Below are 21,856 nucleotides of genomic sequence, written 5' to 3'. Positions count from 1 at the left end.
AGAACCAAGCAGCATCAAAAATTTCCGAATAATGTCTTATCTCGACAATATCCGAACCTTCGTGCGCGTCTATGAGCTCGGCAGCATGTCGGCCGCCGGGCGCGATCTGCGCATATCCCCGGCGGTGACGTCCTCGCGCATCTCGCAGCTTGAGGAACATCTGAGCGTGCGCCTTTTCCAGCGCACGACGCGCAGTCTGACGCCCACCGAACAGGGCAAGGCGTTCTATGGTGGAGCCTGCGAGATCCTGGAATCGGTCGAAAGCGCCGAGGCGCAGGTGATCAACATCACCGAAAATCCGAAGGGGTCTTTATATGTCGCAGCACCCCTGGGTGTCGGGCGGCGGCTGATCGCGCCCGAGATCCCGGCCTTTCTGGCGCAATATCCCGAGGTCAAGATGCGTCTGCGCCTGACGGATCGTAAGGTCGATTTGACGACGGAGGGGCTCGATCTGGCGTTCTTTCTCGGTCAGCCGGAGGACAGCAACCTGCGCATCCGAAAGATCGCGGATGTGCAGCGCGTGCTTTGCGCCTCGCCCGAATATATCGAGGCGCATGGCCATCCCGAAAGTGGCGACGAGATCGTGGAGCAGGGGCATGAATGCCTGAACCTGCGCTATCCCGGCGCGACCGAATTTCACTGGCGGCTGATGACCGAGGACGGCGTCAAGAAATACCGCGTATCGGGGCGATACGAGTCGGACGATGGCGATGTGCTGACCGATTGGGCGCTCGGTGGGCATGGTATCGCGATGAAGCCGATCTTCGAGGTCGCCGCCCATATCGAGGCCGGGCGGCTGATGCCGGTGGCAACGCACACACCGCCCGAGCCGATCCAGATGGCGTGTCTTTTCACCCATCGCAGACGGCAGGATCCCAAGACGCGGCTCTTCATGGAGTTCGTCATCGAAAGGATCGGCGAAGCCGTCCGCGACAGTTCAATGCAGGTTCAGCTGCCCCGGTAGGTCGAATATCCGAAGGGCGACAGCAGTAGCGGCACATGATAGTGCGACGCCTCGGACATGCCGAACCGCAGTGGCACGACATCGAGAAAGCGCGGCTCCTCGGGCGGCGTGCCGGTGGCGGTCAGGTAGTCGCCGGCGTGAAAGACAAGCTCATAGGTGCCGGTCTCGAATTTCTCGGCCGGGAGGATCTGCTCGTCCGTGCGCCCGTCATCGTTCGTCACGAGCGTTTTGAGATGCGTGCGGGACTCGCCGTCGATCTTGTAAAGGTCGATCTTCAGCCCTTCCGCCGGGCAGCCGCGCGCGGTGTCGAGAACATGGGTCGTCAGGTATCCGGTCATTGGAGCCTCTTTCGGTTTTCGGGTTTGTCGCTGTATAGGGCAGGAAGACGCGCGACAGTAAAGCGCGACGGCCAAAATGCTCCTTTCTGCTTTTTTTGAAAAAAGTTTGGATTGTTTTGGATTATTGAGGACACAAACCAAAAAAGGACATCTTTGTGACTCGTTATCCCCGCGACATGACCGGATACGGTTCCAACCCGCCCGCCGCCAACTGGCCGAACGGTGCCAAGATCGCAGTGCAGATCGTGCTGAACTACGAAGAAGGCGGCGAGAACAACATCCTGCACGGCGATGCCGCTTCCGAAGCTTTCCTGTCGGAAATCACCGGCGCGCAACCTTGGCCGGGGCAGCGCCACTGGAACATGGAATCGAATTACGAATACGGCAGCCGAGCCGGGTTCTGGCGCGTTCACCGGATGCTGGGCGATCTGCCGATCACCGTCTACGGCGTTGCCAGCGCCTTGGCCCGCGCGCCCGAGCAGGTCGCCGCGATGAAGCAATCGGGTTGGGAAATCGCCAGCCACGGGCTGAAATGGGTCGAACACAAGGACATGCCCGAGGAGGAGGAGCGCGAGGCCATCGCCCAGGCGATCCAGCTTCACTATGAAGCCACGGGCGAGATGCCGCGCGGCTGGTATACGGGGCGCTGTTCCAACAACACTGTCCGGCTCGCCGCCGAAACCGGACAGTTCGCTTATGTCGCCGACAGCATTTCCGACGATCTGCCCTACTGGATGCAGTTCGATGGCCGCGATCAGCTGATCGTGCCCTACACGATGGATTGCAACGACATGCGCTTTTCGATCCAGGCGGGGTTCACCACCGGGGAGCAGTTCGAATCCTATCTCAAGGACAGTTTCGACGTTCTCTATCAGGAAGGGGCCGAAGGCGCGCCGAAGATTCTGTCGATCGGCCTGCATTGCCGCATCATCGGCCGCCCCGGCCGCGCCGCCGCGCTGCGCCGCGCGATCGAGCATTTCCAGTCGCATGAGGGCGTCTGGTTCGCCACCCGCCTGCAGATCGCAGAGCATTGGGCCAAGGAGCATCCCCCCGTGCACAAGACCAGACCTTCCGAGATGGACCGCGAAACCTTCGTTTCCGAATTCGGCGGCGTGTTCGAGCATAGCCCGTGGATCGCGGAGCGCGCCTATGACAGCGAGCTCGGGCCGACCCACGACACCGCGCAGGGCGTGCATCAGGCGCTCGCGCGCCAGTTCCGCGCCGCATCCGAGGACGAGCGGCTGGGCGTGCTGACGGCGCACCCCGATCTGGCCGGCAAGCTCGCGCAGGCCAAGCGGCTGACGGCGGAATCGACAGCGGAGCAGGCCTCTGTCGGGCTCGACCAGCTGACCGACGAGGAGCGCGAGGGGCTGACGAAGATGAACGAGACCTACACCGGCAAATTCGGTTTTCCTTTCATCATCGCGGTGCGCGACAACTCCAAGCAGTCGATCATCGACACGTTCCAGCGTCGCATCGACAACGACCGCGACACCGAATTCGCCGAGGCGTGCCGTCAGGTGGAACGCATCGCCGAGCTGCGCCTGCTGGAGAAATTCGCATCATGACCGAGATCAGAACGCAAAAGCTGACAGCAGACGCCTTCGCGCCCTATGGCGATATCCTGGATGCCAGCGGCACGCCCGACAAATTCATCAATCAAGGGCGCTGCGCGCGGCACCATGACAAGGCGACGCTCGATTTTTCCGATGGCCGCGCGGGGATCAGCATATTCAAGGGCGAAAAGGAAACCCTGCCGCTGCCGCTCAAGCTGGTGGAGCGCCACCCCGACGGCAGCCAGGCCTTCGTGCCCATGTCGGCCGATCCGTTCCTGGTGGTCGTCGCGCGGGACGAGGGCGGCACGCCCGTCGATCCGATTGCCTTCATCACCGAGCCGGGACAGGCAATCAATTTTCATCGCGGCACATGGCACGGCGTTCTGACGCCATTGTCGGAGCCGGGGCTTTTCGCCGTGATAGATCGCATCGGCGACGGCCCCAATCTGGAAGAACACTGGTTCGAGCAGGAATTCACGATCGTCGAGTAATTTTCGTCGGTGGAGGAGCCGGCACATGTTATCTGTAGGGAAGGGAAACAGAATGGCAGATACATCCATCGGGACACCGGAACAGCTCCGGGATCCCAACTACACACCGGCGCTTCGCCGCGCCATTCCGCTGGGAATCCAGCATGTTCTGGCGATGTTCGTCTCCAACGTCACGCCGGCGATCATCGTCGCCGGGGCGGCGGGCTTCGGCTTTGGATCGAATTCGCCGGATTTTCCGGAATTGCTTTACCTGATCCAGATGTCGATGCTCTTCGCGGGCGTCGCCACGCTGCTTCAGACCATCACGGTCGGCCCGGTCGGCGCGGCGCTGCCCATCGTTCAAGGCACGTCCTTCGCCTTCATTCCGATCATGATCCCGCTCGTTGCGGGTAAGGGTGTCGATGCCCTTGCGGCGCTTTTCGGCGGTATCATCATCGGCGGCATATTCCACGCGTTCCTTGCGCTCTTCATCGGCAAGATTCGCTTTGCCCTTCCGCCGCTCGTGACCGGGCTCGTGGTGACGATGATCGGTCTCGCGCTCGTCGATGTGGGCATCCAATACGCCGCGGGCGGCGTTCCGGCCAAGGCATCCGGCGCGGCTGAATACGGCTCGATGCTCAACTGGTCGGCCGCTCTGGTCGTGGTTCTGGTCACGCTCGGGCTCAAGTTCTTCGCCAAGGGCATGATCTCCGTCTCGGCGGTTCTGATCGGCCTGATCGTCGGCTACCTCTATGCGCTTTTCGTCACGCCGATGTTCGCGACGCCGGAAATTCCGGCCATGCTGACCTGGGAAGCGGTTGCGTCCTCTTGGGATCGCGCGGCGGCCTTTGCCCTGCCGGTGCCGTTTAAATATGGCTTCGAATTCTCCATCGCCGCGGTTATCGGCTTCTGCCTGATGGCCTTCATCTCGGCCATCGAAACGGTCGGCGATGTCAGCGGGATCACCAAGGGTGGCGCAGGCCGCGAAGCGACCGACAAGGAAATCGAGGGCGCGACCTATGCCGATGGTATCGGCACGGCGATCGCGGGCATCTTCGGCGGCTTCCCGAACACCTCCTTCAGCCAGAACGTCGGCCTGATCGCGATGACCGGCGTGATGAGCCGCCACGTCGTGACCTGCGGTGCGATCTTCCTGATCATCTGCGGGTTAATCCCGAAGGTCGGCGGCGTCATCCGCACCGTTCCGATCGAGGTTCTGGGCGGCGGCGTGATCGTGATGTTCGGAATGGTCGTTGCGGCCGGTATCTCGATGCTGTCCGATGTGGCCTGGAATCGCCGCAACATGGTGATCTTCGCCATCTCGCTCTCTGTCGGGCTTGGCCTCCAGCTGGAGCCCGATGCGGTGCAGGGCCTGCCCGACACGCTGCGCATCTTCATGACCTCCGGTCTTCTGCCCGCCGCGCTGATCGCAATCGTGCTGAACCTCATCCTGCCCGAAGAACTGGCGGACGAAGCGACGGAGGAAGTCTCCGGCGGTCATGCCGGCCATGCGAAAGGATCGCTCGTTCCGGACAATCACGTCTGAGTTGCGATCTCGCAAAGAATGGAAAAGGGGCGCTGACATGCGCCCCTTTTTCGTTTCGCCGCCCGCTTGTCAGAGTTGCGTATCCGGCGCTCCACATTCCAGGAACGCGCCGCGCCCCGGTTTTGCCTCTAGCGTGCCGCCCTGGACAACGACCTCACCGCGCGAGAGGACGGTTTCGGGCCAACCCGTCACGCGCCGGCCCTCATAGGGTGTGTAATCGACATTGTGATGCAGCGCGTCGTTGGTGATCGTCACCTCGCGCGTCGTGTTCCAGATCGCCAGATCGGCATCCGCGCCGACCGCAATGGTGCCCTTGCGCGGGTAGAGCCCGTAAAGCCGCGCCGGGTTCGTCGCGGTGAGCGCGACGAACCGGTTGAGCGAGATGCGCCCCTTGCCGACACCTTCGGAAAAGAGCAGCGCCAGCCGCGTTTCAACGCCCGGAATTCCGTTCGGCACATGGGTAAAGCTGGCCCCATCGCCGCGCACCTTCTTGCCTTGTGGATCGTCGAACCGGAACGGCGCGTGGTCCGAGGAGAACACCTGGAACGTGCCATTCGCGAGCCCGCGCCAGACCGATCGCTGCGACGCGCTATCGCGCGGGGGCGGGGAGCAGATGTGCTTGGCGCCCTCGAACCCGTCCAGGTTCAGATCGTCTGCGGTCAGCAGAATGTATTGCGGGCAGGTTTCGGCAAAGACCTTGAGCCCCTTCGAACGCGCATGGGCGATCTGCTCCATCGCCTCGCCGCCTGACACATGCACGACGAGCATCGGCACATCGACGATTTCGGCGAGCGAAATGGCGCGATGCGTGGCCTCGCGTTCGGCGATGGCGGGACGCGCATCGGCGTGGTGGCGCGGTGCAGTCTGGCCGGCCTTCTCCAAAGCCTCGGTCAGCCAAGCGATGGCGTCGGAATTCTCCGCATGGATCATCGTGAGCGCGCCTTCGCGCTTGGCGAGCGCCAGAACCTCGATGATCTCCCGGTCGTTCAGTTTCAGATCGTCATAGGTGGTGTAGATCTTGAACGAGGTGTAGCCCTCTCGGATCAGCGCCGGCAATTCCTGGCCCAACACCTGCGGCGTCGGGTCCGTGACGATGAGGTGGAAAGCGTAGTCGATCACCGACTTGCCCTCCGCGCGCCGGTGGTAATCGTCCACCGCCGCGCGCAGCGATTGGCCTTTTTGCTGGCAGGCGAAGGGGATCACCGTCGTCGTGCCGCCGAACGCCGCCGAGCGCGGGCCGCTGTCGAAATCATCGGCCATTTTCGATCCGTCCGAGGTGGGCTGATCGAAATGGCAATGCGCATCGACGCCGCCGGGCAGAACCAGCTTTCCGGTCGCGTCGATCTCATCGGTCCCGCGCGGCAGATCGGCGGCAAGCGCGGTGATCCTGCCGTCCGAGATGCCGATATCGGCTTCGAAGATATCCGCCGCGGTGGCGATCGTGCCGCCGCGGATTACCAGATCGAATTGCTGCGTCATGAAGGTCCTCTTTATGGGAAGTTTTCTGCTCAGCCGGTTTCGGCCCGCGCCAGAAGGGCGATTGTCTGCTCGCCCGAGGCGATAAGGTGCTTCCGCCATGTCCGGCGCGCCAGATCGGGGTCACGCGCGGCGAAGGCGGCCATCAGATCCTCGTGCTCCTGCATCGCCGAGTCGCGCCGCGAATCGCGCTCCAGCGCGATGAAGCGGACACGTTCGGCTTGCTGCGCAAGAAGGTTGCGCTGCATCGTGAGGATCGGATTGCGCGCGTATTCGACGATCCTGTCATGAATCGTCCGGTTGAGCGCGAAATACCTGTCCCTCGCGGCATCGGCGGCATGGCTTTTCATTTCTTCGTGCAGGCTGGCAAGTTCGGCCAGATCCGCTTCGCTCATCCGTTTGCAGGCAAGCTCTGCCGCCAGTCCCTCGATCCCGGCGATGACCTCGAAAAGGTTGCGGGTCTGTTCGACCGTGACTTCGGAGACGAAGGCGCCGCGGTTGGGGGTGAGATCCACCAGCCCCTCGGCCGCCAGCAGCTTGAGCGCCTCGCGCAGGGGTGTGAGCGAGACGCCGATATCCTCGGCCAGCGCGTTCACCGCGATCTTCTCGCCCGGGGCGAGATCGCCTGTGATGATCCGGTCACGCAGATCGCCCGCGACGCGCTCGTGCAGGGGCTCGCGGCTGAGCCGCATCTTGCGCACTGGCGCAGCGGCGGTTTGGGAAGAGGGCGATGTCATGCCGGCACCTTCTCAGAGTGCGTCTTCATGCGCAATCCGTGCGGCAAGCGCGGGGGAAAGTCCGACCGATCCCTTCGGTGCAGGCCGCGCGAAACTGCCGCGCCGTGCCCCAACCGGCCGCAGCGCGGCCAATGTTGTCGCCTGCCGCACCGCCGCCTGCGCGCAGTCGACGACAGGCACCGGGATACGGTCCTTGACCAGAGGTGCAAGCCCCGAAAGCGGCGCGCCGGCGAGGACGATCACGTCGGCATCGTCCTCTTCCACGGCGCGGTTGGCCAGATCGACAAGCAAGTCGGCTTTTTCGCCTTGCACGTCGGATATATCCCTGAACGCGCCGTCAAGCATCCGCACCCCGGCGCAGCGCCCGGACAGGCCATGCCAATCAACGCATTCGCGGTACCACGGCCCAAGCGCCCGCGCGAAGGTGACGATTGAGAACTTGCCGCCGAGCATGCAGGCGGTCAGCATCCCGGCCTCGGCCAGACCGACGACAGGAATGTCGAAAAGCTCTCGCGCAGCACCGAGACCCGGATCGCCGAAAGCCGCAACGATGGCTGCATCGTAGGCACAATGTGCCTCGGCCAGAATTTCCAGAACCGAAAGCCCGCCGACGACGGCCTCACTCCGGGTGGAGATATAGGGCACGCCGGTTTCGGCCGTCACGCTGTCGAGCGTCACGCCATGCGGAAGGACAGAGCGCGCGGAGGCATCCAGAAGATCGGTCAGCGCCTGCGTCGTGTTGGGATTGATAAGCAGAATTTTCATTGACACGACCTTTGTTCAGTACCCAAGCGCGCGCGGCAGCCATGTGACGATGCCGGGAAAGAGCAGGCAGAGGATCAGCACGACATATTGCACGGCGACATAGGGCCAGACATTGCGGATGAGATCGACCATCGCGACGCGGGTGATGCCGCTCATCACGAAAAGCACGACGCCGACGGGCGGGGTCATCATGCCGATCACGAGGTTGAAAACGAACAGGAACCCGAAGAGCAGCGGATCGATCCCGAAATTCGCAGCGACCGGCGCAAAGAGCGGCACCAGCATGATGTAGGCCGCGTTCGATTCGATGAACATGCCGACGACGATCAGGAGCGACATCACCAGCAGCAGGAAAATCGTCGGGCTGGCGGTGATCGATTGCAGGAAACCGGCCATGGCGGCGGGCACCATGTCGATCGTGAAGATGAAGGTCACACCGGCCGCAAAGGCGATAAGCGCCCCGACCATCGCGGCACCGATGGCGGCTTGAAAGAGGGCTGGGAAAAGATCGGAAATCTTGAGCTCCCGCGTGACGAAGAAGCCGACGATCACCGCATAAGCGACCGCGATCCCCGCGCCCTCCGTCGGGGTGAAGACACCGCCGACGATCCCGCCGACGACGACGACGGGCATCGCCAGAACCGGCAGCGCGCGCCAGGCCTCGATCGCGGCGCGGCGTAGCGAGAACGCATCGCCGCTCAGCTTGAAGCCGCGCCGCACCGAAAGGAGGGAGGCGACCGCCATGAAGCCGATGGTGAGGAGAATCCCGGGCACCACACCGGCCATGAAAAGCCCGCCAACCGATACGGCGGACCCGGCCATCAGCGCGTAAACGATCATCGCATTCGACGGCGGAATGATCGCGCCCAGATTTGCGGCCGAGGCCACGACGGCACTCGAATAGCCGTCGTCATAGGTCTTGCGCATGGCCGGCACCAGCGTCGAGCCGAGCGCGGAGGCGGAAGCGACGGCAGCGCCAGAAACGGCGGCGAGCATCATTCCGGCGACGATGGCGACATGCGCCAGCCCGCCGTGAACGCGCCCGACCAGCGCGTTGGCGAAATGGATCATGCGCGTCATGATCCCGGCCCGCACCATCAATTCGCCCGCCAGCATGAAAAGTGGAATTGCCATCAGCGGAAAGCTGTCGACCGCATGCATCATGCGCTGCGGCAGAACACTCAGTTCAATCCCGCCGACAATCAATCCGCCGAGCGATGCGAACCCGAGCGCGAAGGCCAGCGGCATGCCCAGAAGGGCAAGGATGAAGAAGATCGTGATGGCCGCGAGCGTCATGCCGTCATGTCCTTGTCCCAAGTGCGGCTCCCGCCCCAGGCCAGAAGCACCAGATGCGCGAGCGCGTGAACGGCGGCGACGAGCACCGCGATATAATAGACCGCAGCCGTGAGGTTCAGTGTCGGCATCTTGTCGGGCCAGGTATACGCGGTCACATCCCAGGCGAACCAGAAGATCACCGCCATGAGCAGCGCGCCAAGCAGCGCGGTAGCACGGAACAGCCCTTCCTGGAGCCGCAGCGGAAACTTGACCACCAGAGCGTCGATCCCGACATGAATGCCGCGACGTATGCCATGCGGAATGGCGAGGAACATCGCCCAGACGAAGGCGAGCCGTGCCACCTCTTCGGACCAGTCTATCGCGCTGGAAAAGGCATAGCGGAAGACGACCTGCGTGACCACGAGAACCGCCATGACCCCCATCGCGGCAATCACCGCATAGCGCGTGACGCCATCGACGCGTTCGAGCCCCGCGCGGGCGCGCTCGAAGGCCCGGCCCCCGGTCGGGGGGCCGGAATCTTGTCCGGTCGCGTTCATTGCGCGGAGGCTTCCTTGAGCACCATGTCGATCAGATCGGCGCCGATACGGTCTTTCAGCTCTCCGATCACCGGCTGGCTGCGCTCGCGAAGCGCCGCGCGGGTTTCGTCACTGATCGGGGTAAAGGTCATGCCGGCATCGATGAGCGCCTGCTTGGAGGCCTCGTCTTCCTCGGCCGCCTTGCCGCGTTGCCATTCGATGGCCTCATCGGCAGCCTCGCGGATGGCGGCCTTGTGTTCTTCGCTGAGCGCATCGAACTTGCGCTTGTTGGCGACCAGAACGATGTAATCGAAGAAATGGCCGCTGTCGGACAGGTGGCTCTGCACCTCATCGAAATTGCGGGACGCGATGATCGAGTAGGGGTTTTCCTGCCCGTCCAGCACCCCTTGCTGAAGCGCCGAATACACCTCGGAAATACCCATGCTCACCGGGCTGGCCCCGATGGCGCGGAAGGTGGCAAGATGCGTTTCATTGGGTTGCAGGCGGATCTTCAGACCTTCGAAATCCTCTACCGTTTCGATGGCGCGCTCGTTGTTGGTGACGTTGCGCGAGCCGAGTTCCATCCAGCCGAGTGGAACGAAACCGCGTTCGGCAAGCTTCTCCTCCAGCAGATCACCAGCCGGCCCGTCGATGACGCGGAACGCGGTTTCGCGGTCGGGATAGGCGAAGGGAAGGGACACCGCTTCGAGTTCGGGGACGGTGCGCGAAAGATAGGCCGAGCCGATCCATGTGCCGAAGACCACGCCCGAGCGGACCTGATCGACATTCTCCTTGGCGCCGCCAAGCTGCATCGCGGGGAAATTCGCGATCTCCACTTCCCCGCCGGTCTTTTTGGCCACCGCATCGGCAAAGCGTTCCATCGCAACCGAACTGGAATGCTCAACGGGAAAATTCCCCGCGATGCGCAGGGTTTCGGCAAGCGCCGGTGAGGCGGATAGCAACGCGAGCGCAGTGGCGCCGGCCGCGGCCGTGGCGAAAAAAGTCTTCATGTCATATCTCCCCTTTTGCGACGACCGGACGGGCCGCCCATATCGTGTGCCGTAGGGTCATGCGGAAGCGTGAAAATATCAAGATATTTTTTATAAAAAATTATAAGATATACAAAACGTTGTTTTCAAATAATTATTGAAGCATATAACTTACGCAAAGGAGACCTCTGCAATGTCTGACACAGTTCGGATCACCGCCGGGCGCTACCGGTTCGACGCGCGTTTCGAAAGCGCGGCAGCCCCTGACACGGTCGCGGCCATTCGCAAACGTCTTCCCTACCGCGGGCAGCTGGTTCACGTCCGCTGGAGCGGGGAGGGTGTCTGGGTGCCGCTGGGCGATACGGATTTCGGTGTCGGATACGAGAACCACACCAGCCACCCGGCGCCGGGCCACATGCTGCTCTATCCCGGCGGGATCAGCGAAACCGAGATCATCCTCGCCTATGGCGGGCTCGATTTCTCGTCCAAGATAGGCCAATTGGCGGGAAATCATTTCCTGACGATAACAAGCGACCTCGATGATCTGCCCAGGCTCGGGCATGATGTGCTATGGAAGGGCGCTCAGGATTTGCTGATCGAGCCTGCCTGATCGGCAAGGCGCTCGCTCGGCCGCATCGGCGATGCGGCTGCGGCGCGCAACGTGCATTCCCCGATCTGTGAGGCGCCGCGACCGATCAAGACTCTCTAGGCGGTGACAGGTTCGGCAACCGGGGCATGATGCTTGTGCCAATGATGGGCGATGTCCACACGCCGCGCGATCCAGACGCCCTCATGTTTCGCGACATGATCGAGGAACCGCGCCAGTGCGCGCAGCCGTCCGGGCCGCCCGGCCAGCCGGCAATGCAGCCCGACCGACATCATACCCGGCCGGCGCGCGCCGTCGGACCAAAGCTGGTCGAAACTGTCGATGAGATAGTCGCACCAGTCGCGGCCCGAAACGAAACCGGGCGCAGCGGCGAAACGCATATCATTCGTGTCGAACGCGTAGGGCAGAACCAGATGCCGCCCGCCGCCATGTTCGATCCAGTAGGGCAAATCGTCGTTATAAGCATCGCTGTCGTAGAGGAATCCGCCCCGTTCCAGGACCAGCTTGCGGGTCTGTGCCGATACACGCCCGGTATACCAGCCGGCGGGGGGCGCCCCGGTGAATTTCGCGATGGTCTGAATCGTCTTGGCGATGTGCTCGGCCTCCTCCTCCGGCTTCATGTCGCGATAGTCGATCCAGCGCCAGCCATGCGCGGCGATCTCGTGCCCATCGGCAACGAGCCGGTGCCCGATCTGCGGCACCCGTTCGAGCGCCTGGCCGACGGCGAAGGCTGTGATCGGCAATCCGCGATCCCGGAAAAGATCGAGCAGCCGCCACACGCCGACGCGCGATCCGTATTCGTAATGCGATTCGAGGTTGAGGTTTCGCTGTCCGGGAATGGGCTCGCACACCATATCCGTATTCAGGTGTTCCGACGCCGAATCGCCATCGTCGATATGTCGCTCCGAGCCTTCCTCGATATTCAGCACCAGAGACAGGGCCATACGCGCGCCGTCCGGCCAGCGGGGATCGGGCGGGGTTTCGCCATAGCCGCGAAGATCGGAGAGGCGTTCTGCAGCGTCAAAGCGTATCGCGGAGGGCATCTTCTATATCCACTTCCTGTGCCAGCGGCTCCAGATCGAGCCGGCTGATGATGTTGTCCATATGGGTTTTCATCGCCGCTTCGGCGGTATCGGGATCGCCCGCCTCGATCGCGTCGATCAGGGCGGAATGATCGTGGCACAGGCATCCGGCGGCCCCGCGCGCCGCGTAGACCGCCTGCGTCAGCGCGCTGCGCGAGAGCAAAGAGGCCAGGATATCCGCCAGAACCGGGTTCGCAGCGGCCTCCGCAATGGCGCGGTGGAACCCGCGCGACTTGGCCACCGCGTTGCGCACATCGTCGCTGTCCCAGGCGATCTGTTCTTCGGCCACCATCTCGCGCATCTTCCGCACGGCGTCGGGCGTCGCGCGTTCCGCTGCAAGCCGTGCCGTCGTGCGTTCGGCCATCAGCCGCGCTTCGCAAATATGGCGCGCTTCCTCGACGGTTGGCTTGGCGACAAAAGCGCCCCGGTTTGTTTGCAATTCAACCAATCGTTCATTTGCCAGTAGCGACAGGACTTCGCGCACGCGTGCGCGGCTCGCATCGAGCGCACGCGCGAGCTTTTCCTCGGGAAGCCGTGCACCGGGAGGCAGGCGGCCGTCTTCAATCGCCGCGCGCAGCTTCTCCAGCAGGGCTTCGGGGCGCGTGGCCCTGCGCTTTGGCCGATCCATTGCGCGATCCGGTTGAGCGTCCATAGAAGTTCCAAGCCATCCTTCAGGGGTTGCCGTTGCCGGTATATTGGCACCTTTTTGAAGAGTGGCACAAGTTTTTGTTTGACATGAGAAGGCATTTTGTTGGGAAATGGCGCGAGAATTGTAAACAATCCGAATGGAGACTGTAGATGACCACCCGGCTGGGCATGTTGACGCCTTCCTCCAACACCGTGCTGGAGCCGGTCTGCGCCGAGATGGCGGCGGCCCTTCCCGATACCAGCGTGCATTTCAGCCGTTTCACGGTCACGCGGATCGCAATGGATGACGCGGCGCTGGGGCAGTTCGATACCAGTCCGATGGTGAATGCCGCCAAGCTGCTGGCCGATGCAAAGGTCGATGCGATCGCGTGGAATGGCACCTCGGCCAGCTGGCTCGGCCTCGATTCGGATCGCAAGCTGGTGCGCGAGATCGAGAGCGAAGCCGGCGTGCCCGCTGCGACCTGCGTTCTGTCGGTGATGGATGCGCTCGATGCGCTCGGCGCAAAGACCATTGGCTTGGTCACGCCATATACCGATGATGTGCAGCAGAAGATCATCGACAATTTTGCCGCGCACGGTCTGCGCTGCACCGCCGAAGCGCATTTCGACATATCCGACAATTTCAGCTTTGGCACCGTGCCGCAGGACCGGATCGAATCCGCGCTGCGCGACGTGTGCGGCGCGAAACCGGATGCGGTGATCGTGCTTTGCACAAATCTCGCGGGCGCGCCCGTCGCCCGCCGCATCGAGGAAGAAACCGGCGTGCCGATCCTCGATTCGATTTCGGTGACGATGTGGGGCGCGCTCAACCGGATCGGCGCTCGAACGGGTGCGCTCGCCCCCTGGGGGCCGAAGCTGGCCGAACTCAAGATCAAGGAACCGGAGACCACCCAATGACCCGCATCGTAGACCTCACCCTGCCGCTCGAAGACGGAGCGCCCGCGCTAGGGCGCCTGGCCCGTCCGGTTATCATTCCGCATACCACGCACGAGGGTTCAAAGAAGCTCAAGCAGGGCACGCCTGACGATCTTTTGACCTTCACGACGACCTATATGGGAATGCTCGATCATTCCGGAACCCATATCGACGCGCTCATTCACAACAACCCGGACGGCGCTCCGATCGACGAGATGCCGATCGAGATGTTCATGGGCAAGGCGGTCTGTCTCGATCTGCGCCATGTCGGCGATAGGGGCGATATTACCCGCGAGGATATGGAAGCGGCCGAGAAGGAAGCGGGCGTCACCGTGGACGGGCATATCGTGCTGATGTGCACCGGGATCAACGAACGCCACTGGCCGAACGACGAGATCGTGCGCATGAACCCGCAGGTGACGGCCGAGGCGACATATTGGCTGCATGAACGCGGCAGCCGGGTGCATGGGGTCGAAGGACCATCGACCGACCGGGTGGATGAAAACCTTTTCGTCAATCACCGCATCTGCCGCGATCTCGGGATGGTGCATTACGAATGGCTCTGGAACCTCGAAGCGGTTCTTGGGGCCGGTGAATTTCAGTTTCAGGGCATCCCGCTGCGCATCAAGGGCGCATCCGGGTCTCCGGTGAGGGCGCTTGCCTTCCTGGAGTGACCGCGCCGACCCGGCGCTGTCGAAAACGGCAACCAACAGGGACAAGACGATGAACACCAAATCCATTACCAGATACCTCGCGGGCGCGGCGACCGCCGCCGCGCTGATGGCAGGACCGGCACTGGCCGAACAAATCAACCTGCGCGCACTCGGGCTCGTTTCCACGCACAAGAGCCATACCGCGCTGGAAAAATCATTCTACGAGAGCCTCGGCGAAAAGACCGGGCTGGATATCAATGTCAATTTCAACCCGCTCGACGTGCTGGGCGTGAACATGCAGGACACCATGCGCGTCGTCCGGGCCGGCACTTTCGATATCGTCGAGACGACCATCGGTTCGGCCTCGCGCGACGACCCTTTTCTCGAGGGGCTCGACCTGATCGGCGTGTCGCCGGATATCGATACGCTCAGGGAGGTGGTCGATGCCTACCGCGAGCCCTTCTCAAAGCGCGTGGAAGAGAAGTTCAATGCCAAGGTTCTGACCCTCTGGCCCTTCGGCCCGCAGATTTTCTACTGCAAGGGCGATGTGTCCGGCATCGAGGATATGGAAGGTCTGCGGATCCGTTCCTACACGCCGACCATGTCCGCGCTGGTCGAAAGCTTCGGCGCAACGCCGGTGACGCTGCAATTCGCCGAAGTCTACCCGGCCCTGCAACGCGGGGTCGCCGAATGCGCGATCACCTCGCCGACCTCGGGCAATACCGGCAACTGGCCCGAAGTGACCGACAGCCTTGTGATGCTCTCGATCTCCTGGTCGGTGCAGACCCATCTGATGAATCTGGACACCTGGAACGGTCTGTCCGAAGAGGCGCAGACCGAATTGATGGAGGCCTTCTCCGATCTCGAAGAGCAGTATTGGGAAATGGCGCGCGTCAATAATGGCAAGGCGGTCGCCTGTTCGACGGGTCAGGAATGTGACGAATACCTGCCGTTCGACATGACCGAAGTGACACCCTCGGAAGCCGATCTGAAACAGCTCAACGCATCCGTCGAAAAGGTGATCCTGCCGACCTGGGCGGAAACGTGCAACGCGAACTATGCCGATTGCTCGAAGATCTGGAACGAGACCATCGGCGAGGTGCGCGGCCTCAGGATCGAATGATCAGGGCCTGACGACAAGGGCCGCCCGAAAGGACGCGGGCGGCCTGCCAAGGCAAGGGAGGAACCAATGCAGCCTGGCAATTCAACATTCGCGGCACTGGACAAGATGGTCAGCGCAGTTGCGCTCGCCTGTGGCTGGGCGCTGCTCGCGCTATGCGCGCTGACCGGATATGACATCGTTGCGCGGCGCCTGCTGGGCCATTCGGTGCAGGGGGTCGACGAGATCGGCGGCTATATCCTCGCCATCACGGCTTCTGTCGGATTCGCCGCCGCACTGTTGAACCGGATGCACACGCGGATCGACCTGGGGCTGATGATCATGCCCGCGCCCCTGCGCGCGGTAATGAACGCGCTTGCATCGATCGCGCTTGCCGGGTTCGCCATCTTCATGACGCAGAAGGCCTGGGCCACGCTGATGGAAACGCTGGAATTCGGCGCGCGCGCCTCCACGCCGCTGCAAACGCCGCTCTGGATTCCGCAAAGCCTCTGGATCTTCGGAATTGGCCTTTTCGCGCTGATTTCCACCGCAATGGCGGTCCACACCGTCTGGCTTCTGTTGCGCGGACAGATCGGGGTGCTCAACACGCAATACGGCCCGCCCTCCATCGATGAGGAAACCGAGGCCAGCCTCAAGGTCACCGCGCCCCATTCGAGCGCCGATGCAACCATCAAGGAAGCGGTAAAATGATCGATTTCACAGGCGCAACCATCGGCTTTGTCCTCATGCTCGGCATGATGGCGCTGGGGCTTCACGTCGCCGTTGCCATCTTTCTCACCTCCGTTCTGGGCGCGATCGTCTATTTCGGGCCGGGGCTTCTGGACACGTTCGCCACCCAGCTTTGGGCGGTGATGAACGATTTCATCCTCACGGCGATCCCGCTATTCGTTCTTCTGGGCGAACTGCTCATGCGCGCCGGCGTGACCCAGCGCATGTATAGCGGGCTCTCCACCTGGCTCGGACGGCTTCCGGGCGGTCTGTTGCACACCAATATCGGCGCAAGCGGGCTTTTCGCGGCGGTCTCCGGCTCATCGGTGGCGACGGCGGCGACGATCTCGACCGTGGCGCTGCCGGAATTGCGCGCACGCGGTTATAACGAACGGCTGGTGCTCGGCTCCATCGCCGCAGGCGCGACCCTGGGCATCCTGATCCCGCCTTCGGTGAACCTGATCATCTACGGCGCGCTGACCGGCACCTCCATCGGCCAGCTTTTTGCCGCCGGGATCGTGCCGGGGCTGCTGCTCATCGGGCTGTTCATGCTTTTCATCGCGATCATCTCGGTTTTGCTGCCCGGCTCTGCAGGAGCGCTCGACGAGGCCGCGCCGTGGTCGGAAAAGATGCGCAGCCTGCGTCACCTCGTTCCGCCCCTGTCGATCTTCGTCGTCGTGATGGGCGCGATCTATACCGGCTGGGCCACCCCGACCGAAGCGGCTGCGGTCGGCGTTCTGATGGCCGTCGCGCTGGCGGCGATGAACAAGGCGCTGAGCATCTCGATGCTGCATGACGCGTTTCTGAGCACCGTGCGAACGACGGCGATGATCCTGCTCATCATCATCGCGGCCTTTTACCTCAAGTTCATCATCGGCATCCTCGGCGTGCCGCAGGCGATGACGAGTTTTGTCGCCGCGATGGACCTGACGCCGCTTGGCTTCATTCTCGTGCTGGTGGTGTTCTACCTCATCCTGGGCTGTTTCATCGAAACGCTGTCGATGATGGTCGGCACCATTCCCATCGTGTTCCCCCTGGTGGTGCATATGGGGCTCGATCCGGTCTGGTTCGGCATCTTCCTCGTTCTGATGATGGAGCTGGCGCTGATCACGCCGCCGGTTGGCATGAATCTCTTCGTGGTCCAGGGCGTCCGCCGCACGGGTTCGGTGGTGGATGTGTTCTACGGCATCATCCCCTTCGTCGCCGTTGTGCTGTTCGCGGTGGCGCTCATCGTGGCGGTGCCGGGGATCGTGACCTGGCTGCCCTACAGGATGTTCTAGGCCATGACGGATACGGCGATCTGCGATTGGCCGGCTGTCACGCTGGCCGAGCATCTGCGCAGCGGCGCGCTGTCCTCCGAACAGCTCGTCACCGCCTCCCTTGCACGGATCGAGGCGCTGGACGGCACGCTGCGCGCCTTTATCACCGTCGATGCGGATGCGGCACTCGACGCCGCGCGGGCGGCGGACGCGCATCGCCGGTCGGGCGGAGAGCTCCTCGCGCTGCATGGCATGCCGGTGGCGATAAAGGACGTGACCGCGACCAAGGGCCTGCGCACAACCCAAGGCTCGCGCATCCACGCCGATACCGTTCCCGAGGAAGATGCGGGCTCGGTCGCGCGGCTGCGCGACGCCGGCGCGATCATCCTCGGCAAGACCAACACACCCGAATTTGCCTTCGGCGCGATCTGCACCAACGCGCTTTGCGGGCCGACGGCAAACCCCTGGGACACCGCGCGAAGCTCCGGCGGCTCCAGCGGCGGATCGGCGGTCGCGGTGGCGACCGGCATGGTGCCGCTGGCGCAAGGCACCGATTTCGGCGGCTCGGTGCGCACGCCCGCTTCCTTCTGCGGTGCGGTCGGGCTGCGCCCTCAGCCCGGCACCATCGCGGAACCCGAGCGAAAGCTCGGCGAAGCGCGATTGGCCACGCAAGGCGTTCTGGCCCGCTCGACTGCCGATGCGCTCATGATGCTGCGCGCGATGGCCGGGCCGCATCCGCTCGATCCTGCCTCGCGCGGAGTTCCGTTGCCGCCAAAGCCTGACAGTCAGGCCACACCGCGCATCGCGGCATCGGTCGATCTGGACGGAGCGTTTCCCGTCGATCCCTGGGTGCGCGACCGGTTCGAGGCAGCTTGCAGCGATGTGGCCGCCGCGCTTGGCCCGGTGGAACGGGCCGCGCCCGATCTCAAGGATGGCGTGCAAGCGTTCAAGACGCTGCGGGCGGCGGAATCCTGGTTCAAGTTCGGCGCGATGGTAGACAGGCACGAGGATCAGCTCACCCCGTCCTATGTCTGGAACGTCCGGCAGGGGCGCGAGATTTCCGCCGAACGCTACCTCGCTGCCGAAGCGACGCGCACCGCGATGCAGCGCGCTGCGCTGCGCTTCTTCGAGACGCATGATTTGCTGCTCATGCCCGCAGCCTCCGTGCCGCCCTTCCGCAACGATGGCGGCGAGGTGATGCAGGTCGGCGATGCCGAATGCGAAACGATCATCGACTATCTGGCCTGCACCTTCCTGATCTCTCTGATCGGTTTTCCCTGTCTCTCGCTTCCCGCGCCCACCGGCGAGGGCGATCTGCCTTTCGGCCTTCAGATCGTCGCACGGCCGGGCCGCGAGGCGCTGCTCTGGGGAGCGGCGATGCGGCTCGAAAAAGCAGGCTTTGCGCATCGTTTCGCGCCCATCGTTCGGGATGTGACATGAGCGCACCCTTGATCCTTCTCGTCAACGGCAACAGCCGCGAGGAGCTGACCGCGCGGATGGCCGGGCTGGCGCGCAAGAGGCTGGATGGATTGGCGAGGGTCGAGCCAATGACCATAAGCGCCGCGCCGCCATATATCTCGAACCGCGCCGAAGGGGTCCACGCGGCCAGCGCCATTCTGACAGCGCTTCAAGGCCGCATCGAGGAACCGGACGCGCCGCGCCCGGATGCAGTGATGCTGGCCTGTTTCGGCGAACCGGGGCTTGCCGCGCTCCGACAGGTGCTTCCCATGCCCGTCACCGGCATGGTCGAAGCGTCGCTGCATACCGCCTTTCAGCTGGGGCGCCGGGTATCGATCCTGACGTCCGGGCAGGATTGGCCGGCGCAGATCGACGATCTGCTTGACCTCTACGGTCTGCGCGGGCGTGTGATGCGGATCACCGCCCTGCCGGATGACGCGATGCGTGACGAGGAAACGATATGGCGCCCGGCGCTTGACGCGGCGCTTGAACGGGATGCGCGCCTTGGCGGAGCAGAGGCCGTCATCCTGGGCGGTGGACCCTTGGCCGGCCGCGCCGCTGCGCTGACGCCGCCGCCCGGCGTGCGCGTGATCGACGCTTTCGATGCAACCCTCTGGCAAAGCCTCGCGCTGGCCGGACACACACGCCCAGAAGGAACTGCCCGATGACCCCTCATGTCATTGCTGTTGCCCGCGACGACACCCACCGCTTTTCTAAGGTTCCGGCAGAGGAGATCACCCTGCTGAAGGGGCTGGGCGTCGAAGGGGATGCGCATTGCGGTGAAACGGTCAAACATCGCTCGCGCGTGAAGGCCGATCCGACACAGCCCAACCTGCGCCAGGTGCATCTATATCAGGCCGAGCTTTTCGACGAATACGCGGAGAAAGGCTTTACCGTCGGGCCGGCCGATCTGGGAGAGAATATCACCACGCGCGGCATCGATCTTCTGGCTCTGCCAAAAGGCGCCGTTCTCGAACTGGGGCGGGAGGCACGCGTCGAGATCACCGGGCTGCGCAATCCCTGCGCGCAGATCGACGCGTTCCAGCCTGGCCTGCTGAGCGCCTTCATTTGCCGCGATGCGAATGGCAAGCTGATGCGCCGGACGGGGGTGATGGGGATCGTTCTGGCCTCTGGCAAGGTGCGCCCGGACGATCCGATCGTCGTCCATCTTCCCGAAGGCGAGCATCGGGCGCTGGAACGGGTCTAGCCGCGCGTTGCTGAACGCTTGGGCTTTGCATATCGGACGCGGGCGTTCTATCCCTTTCGGGATGCCTGATATTCGCCGCCCATGACCGTCGCGCTGGCCCTGCATGCGCTATTGGTGATCACCTTCACCGCGCGCATCCTGCTGCGCGATGACCTGTCGCCGCCCGCGCGGCTGGCTTGGTTCATCGTCCTGAATATCCTGCCCTATTTCGGCTCGCTGGTCTATTTCCTCTTCGGCGAGATCGACATCGGCAACAGCGTCAACCGCCGCCATGCCGAGATTTTCGATGAGATCGCGGCAAAGGCCGCGCCCCATATGGGCGCGCCGGGAAACGCCGATGCGCTCATCGATCCAGTCTACCGGCCGGGGTTCAAATATGCCGCGTCCATCAATGGCTTTCATCCTGTGGCGGGAAACCACGCCGAGTTGATGGCCGATGGCGACGAGACGCGCGCGCGCATGATCGCCGATATCGACGCGGCGCAGGATCACGTGCACGTGCTATATTATATCTGGCTGAATGACGGCACCGGCACCGATATCGCCGAGGCATTGATCCGCGCCGCCGAGCGCGGGGTGACCTGCCGGGCGATGGCCGATGCGATGGGCTCGCGCCGGATGATCAAATCCGATCTCTGGAAACGGATGGGCGCGGCGGGCGTGCAATTGGCTGTCGCCCTGCCGTTTCGCAACATCCTGCGCGTTCTGGCCACCAGCCGCATCGATCTGCGCAACCATCGCAAGATCACCGTGATCGACAGCCGCGTGACCTATTGCGGCAGCCGCAATTCGGCCGATCCGGAATTCCGCATCAAGGCAAGATATGCGCCCTGGGTCGATATCATGCTGCGCCTCACCGGTCCTGTCGTCGCGCAGAACCAACTGATCTTCGCCAGCGACTGGATGCTGGCGACCGGTGAGGGGCTGGGCGGGATCAAGGTTTCCGCGGCACCCGAGGAAGGCGGCTTTCCCGCGCAGGCGATGGCCGTCGGGCCGACCGAACGGCACCGCGCGACGCCGCATCTTTTCGCCAACCTGATCGCCTGCGCCGCGGACCACCTGACCTTGACGACACCCTATTTCGTGCCGGATGCCACCGTGCTCGAAGCGCTTTGCGCCGCCGCGCATCGCGGCGTTCGGGTGACGCTGATCTTCCCGCAGAAGAACGACAGCTGGGTCGTTGCCGCCGCCAGTCACAGCTATTATCGCCAGCTGGTCGAGGCAGGTTGCGCGATATACGAATTTCGCGGCGGGCTGCTGCACGCCAAGACGCTAACGATCGACGGCAAGGTGACGCTGATCGGCTCCTCCAATCTCGATCTGCGCAGTTTCGATCTGAACTACGAAAACAACATCCTGCTGCAGGACGAAGCCGTCACCGAGGCGATTTGCCAGCGGCAGGAGACCTATATCGCGCGTTCCGTCCGGGTGCCCTTGCGGGACGTTCTGAATTGGCCCTATCCGCGCCGGATCTGGAACAACGTCGTCGCGACGGTCGGGCCGATCCTTTGAGGCGGCGCCATATGGAGTTCATCTGTCTTGCCGTG

Annotated in this window: 23 protein-coding genes; 14 read left to right on the top strand and 9 right to left on the bottom strand. The window is 63.2% G+C overall.

The window, feature by feature from the left end:
• Nucleotides 1-31: 31 nt before the first annotated feature.
• Nucleotides 32-964: a LysR family transcriptional regulator gene (locus M3465_RS12575; RefSeq protein WP_249502113.1), complete on the top strand. Its 933-nt coding sequence runs from the start codon at nucleotides 32-34 to the stop codon at nucleotides 962-964.
• On the opposite strand, the gene uraH is transcribed toward M3465_RS12575, so the two are convergent.
• A complete protein-coding gene (uraH, locus tag M3465_RS12570) occupies nucleotides 949-1,302 on the bottom strand; it encodes a hydroxyisourate hydrolase (protein WP_249502112.1) in 354 nt (117 codons plus the stop codon). The two genes, M3465_RS12575 and uraH, sit on opposite strands and share 16 nt — an antisense overlap.
• Before the next feature lie 155 nt (nucleotides 1,303-1,457).
• Between uraH and puuE the strand changes: the two genes are divergently transcribed.
• From puuE to M3465_RS12555, 3 genes are read left to right on the top strand one after another with little or no spacing between them, the layout of a single operon-like run.
• A complete protein-coding gene (gene puuE, locus M3465_RS12565) occupies nucleotides 1,458-2,870 on the top strand; it encodes an allantoinase PuuE (RefSeq protein ID WP_249502111.1) in 1,413 nt (470 codons plus the stop codon).
• Entirely contained in the window at nucleotides 2,867-3,349 is a 483-nt protein-coding gene (locus M3465_RS12560) for an ureidoglycolate lyase (RefSeq protein ID WP_249502110.1), read from the top strand. The genes puuE and M3465_RS12560 overlap by 4 nt, the downstream gene beginning before the upstream one ends.
• Nucleotides 3,350-3,401: 52 nt before the next feature.
• Nucleotides 3,402-4,874 carry a uracil-xanthine permease family protein gene (locus tag M3465_RS12555; RefSeq protein ID WP_249502109.1) on the top strand — a complete coding sequence of 491 codons (1,473 nt, stop codon included), beginning with the start codon at nucleotides 3,402-3,404 and terminating at the stop codon, nucleotides 4,872-4,874.
• Between the two features lie 69 nt (nucleotides 4,875-4,943).
• Here the strand turns inward: M3465_RS12555 and hydA are convergent, their stop codons facing one another.
• From hydA to M3465_RS12525, 6 genes are read right to left on the bottom strand one after another with little or no spacing between them, the layout of a single operon-like run.
• Complete coding sequence (gene hydA / locus M3465_RS12550; RefSeq protein WP_249502108.1) at nucleotides 4,944-6,353, bottom strand: dihydropyrimidinase; 1,410 nt, start codon at nucleotides 6,351-6,353, stop codon at nucleotides 4,944-4,946.
• A 29-nt stretch (nucleotides 6,354-6,382) separates the two neighbouring features.
• Entirely contained in the window at nucleotides 6,383-7,087 is a 705-nt protein-coding gene (locus M3465_RS12545) for a GntR family transcriptional regulator (protein WP_249502107.1), read from the bottom strand.
• 12 nt (nucleotides 7,088-7,099) lie between these two features.
• Entirely contained in the window at nucleotides 7,100-7,852 is a 753-nt protein-coding gene (locus tag M3465_RS12540) for an aspartate/glutamate racemase family protein (RefSeq protein WP_249502106.1), read from the bottom strand.
• 15 nt (nucleotides 7,853-7,867) lie between these two features.
• Nucleotides 7,868-9,148 carry a TRAP transporter large permease gene (locus M3465_RS12535; protein WP_249502105.1) on the bottom strand — a complete coding sequence of 427 codons (1,281 nt, stop codon included), beginning with the start codon at nucleotides 9,146-9,148 and terminating at the stop codon, nucleotides 7,868-7,870.
• Complete coding sequence (locus M3465_RS12530; RefSeq protein WP_249502104.1) at nucleotides 9,145-9,684, bottom strand: TRAP transporter small permease; 540 nt, start codon at nucleotides 9,682-9,684, stop codon at nucleotides 9,145-9,147. The genes M3465_RS12535 and M3465_RS12530 overlap by 4 nt, the downstream gene beginning before the upstream one ends.
• Complete coding sequence (locus M3465_RS12525; protein WP_249502103.1) at nucleotides 9,681-10,673, bottom strand: TRAP transporter substrate-binding protein; 993 nt, start codon at nucleotides 10,671-10,673, stop codon at nucleotides 9,681-9,683. Before M3465_RS12525 ends, M3465_RS12530 begins: the two co-directional genes overlap by 4 nt.
• Nucleotides 10,674-10,845: 172 nt before the next feature.
• Between M3465_RS12525 and M3465_RS12520 the strand changes: the two genes are divergently transcribed.
• The gene (locus tag M3465_RS12520) at nucleotides 10,846-11,262 is read left to right on the top strand and encodes a DUF3830 family protein (RefSeq protein WP_249502102.1); all 417 of its coding nucleotides are present in this window, start codon (nucleotides 10,846-10,848) and stop codon (nucleotides 11,260-11,262) included.
• Nucleotides 11,263-11,357: 95 nt separating this feature from the next.
• On the opposite strand, the gene M3465_RS12515 is transcribed toward M3465_RS12520, so the two are convergent.
• Nucleotides 11,358-12,302 (bottom strand): polysaccharide deacetylase family protein, encoded by a 945-nt coding sequence (locus M3465_RS12515; protein ID WP_249502101.1) that lies wholly within the window; start codon nucleotides 12,300-12,302, stop codon nucleotides 11,358-11,360.
• Nucleotides 12,280-12,969: a GntR family transcriptional regulator gene (locus M3465_RS12510; protein ID WP_249502100.1), complete on the bottom strand. Its 690-nt coding sequence runs from the start codon at nucleotides 12,967-12,969 to the stop codon at nucleotides 12,280-12,282. The genes M3465_RS12515 and M3465_RS12510 overlap by 23 nt, the downstream gene beginning before the upstream one ends.
• Before the next feature lie 170 nt (nucleotides 12,970-13,139).
• On the opposite strand from M3465_RS12510, the gene M3465_RS12505 reads away from it, so the two are divergent.
• The 9 genes from M3465_RS12505 to cls all read left to right on the top strand — a co-directional run bounded on the left by M3465_RS12505 (nucleotide 13,140) and on the right by cls (nucleotide 21,821).
• On the top strand, nucleotides 13,140-13,886 hold the full coding sequence (locus M3465_RS12505) for a maleate cis-trans isomerase family protein (RefSeq protein ID WP_249502099.1): 747 nt from the start codon (nucleotides 13,140-13,142) through the stop codon (nucleotides 13,884-13,886).
• A complete protein-coding gene (locus tag M3465_RS12500) occupies nucleotides 13,883-14,578 on the top strand; it encodes a cyclase family protein (protein ID WP_249502098.1) in 696 nt (231 codons plus the stop codon). The genes M3465_RS12505 and M3465_RS12500 overlap by 4 nt, the downstream gene beginning before the upstream one ends.
• Nucleotides 14,579-14,627: 49 nt before the next feature.
• Nucleotides 14,628-15,680: a TRAP transporter substrate-binding protein gene (locus tag M3465_RS12495; protein WP_249502097.1), complete on the top strand. Its 1,053-nt coding sequence runs from the start codon at nucleotides 14,628-14,630 to the stop codon at nucleotides 15,678-15,680.
• 66 nt (nucleotides 15,681-15,746) lie between these two features.
• Nucleotides 15,747-16,367, top strand: coding sequence for a TRAP transporter small permease subunit (locus M3465_RS12490; RefSeq protein ID WP_249502096.1), 621 nt, complete (start codon nucleotides 15,747-15,749; stop codon nucleotides 16,365-16,367).
• On the top strand, nucleotides 16,364-17,665 hold the full coding sequence (locus M3465_RS12485; protein WP_249502095.1) for a TRAP transporter large permease: 1,302 nt from the start codon (nucleotides 16,364-16,366) through the stop codon (nucleotides 17,663-17,665). Before M3465_RS12490 ends, M3465_RS12485 begins: the two co-directional genes overlap by 4 nt.
• Nucleotides 17,666-17,668: 3 nt before the next feature.
• Nucleotides 17,669-19,084 carry an amidase gene (locus M3465_RS12480; protein WP_249502094.1) on the top strand — a complete coding sequence of 472 codons (1,416 nt, stop codon included), beginning with the start codon at nucleotides 17,669-17,671 and terminating at the stop codon, nucleotides 19,082-19,084.
• The gene (locus M3465_RS12475; RefSeq protein WP_249502093.1) at nucleotides 19,081-19,770 is read left to right on the top strand and encodes an aspartate/glutamate racemase family protein; all 690 of its coding nucleotides are present in this window, start codon (nucleotides 19,081-19,083) and stop codon (nucleotides 19,768-19,770) included. Before M3465_RS12480 ends, M3465_RS12475 begins: the two co-directional genes overlap by 4 nt.
• The gene (locus M3465_RS12470; RefSeq protein WP_249502092.1) at nucleotides 19,767-20,309 is read left to right on the top strand and encodes an MOSC domain-containing protein; all 543 of its coding nucleotides are present in this window, start codon (nucleotides 19,767-19,769) and stop codon (nucleotides 20,307-20,309) included. The genes M3465_RS12475 and M3465_RS12470 overlap by 4 nt, the downstream gene beginning before the upstream one ends.
• Before the next feature lie 81 nt (nucleotides 20,310-20,390).
• A complete protein-coding gene (cls, locus tag M3465_RS12465) occupies nucleotides 20,391-21,821 on the top strand; it encodes a cardiolipin synthase (protein ID WP_249502091.1) in 1,431 nt (476 codons plus the stop codon).
• Nucleotides 21,822-21,856 lie beyond the last annotated feature (35 nt).

Source organism: Marivita sp. GX14005 (assembly GCF_023370775.1).
In the GTDB taxonomy this organism is placed as follows: Bacteria; Pseudomonadota; Alphaproteobacteria; order Rhodobacterales; family Rhodobacteraceae; genus Marivita.
This window is presented reverse-complemented; position numbering and strand designations above follow the sequence as displayed.